The 235-nt window shown below is 66.4% G+C and carries 1 protein-coding gene; it reads left to right on the top strand.

The window, feature by feature from the left end; genetic code table 11:
• A partial coding sequence (locus SB725_RS33940) for an ATP-binding cassette domain-containing protein (RefSeq protein WP_410923791.1) occupies positions 1 to 235 on the top strand: 235 nt, incomplete at both ends.

Raw genomic sequence — 235 nt, 5'->3', positions numbered from 1 at the left:
GGCGCGGGTGGCCAAGCTGCTGCAGATCGAGCACCTGCTCACCCGCAAGCCGGGCCAGCTCTCCGGTGGCCAGCAGCAACGGGTGGCCATGGGCCGGGCCCTGGCCCGGCGGCCGAAGATCTACCTGTTCGACGAGCCGCTGTCCAACCTCGACGCCAAGCTGCGGGTGGAGATGCGCACAGAAATGAAGCTGATGCACCAGCGTCTGAAAACCACCACGGTCTATGTCACCCAC

The organism is Pseudomonas sp. SIMBA_041, assembly GCF_046535095.1.
Taxonomy (GTDB): Bacteria; Pseudomonadota; Gammaproteobacteria; order Pseudomonadales; family Pseudomonadaceae; genus Aquipseudomonas; species Aquipseudomonas mucoides.
This window is presented reverse-complemented; position numbering and strand designations above follow the sequence as displayed.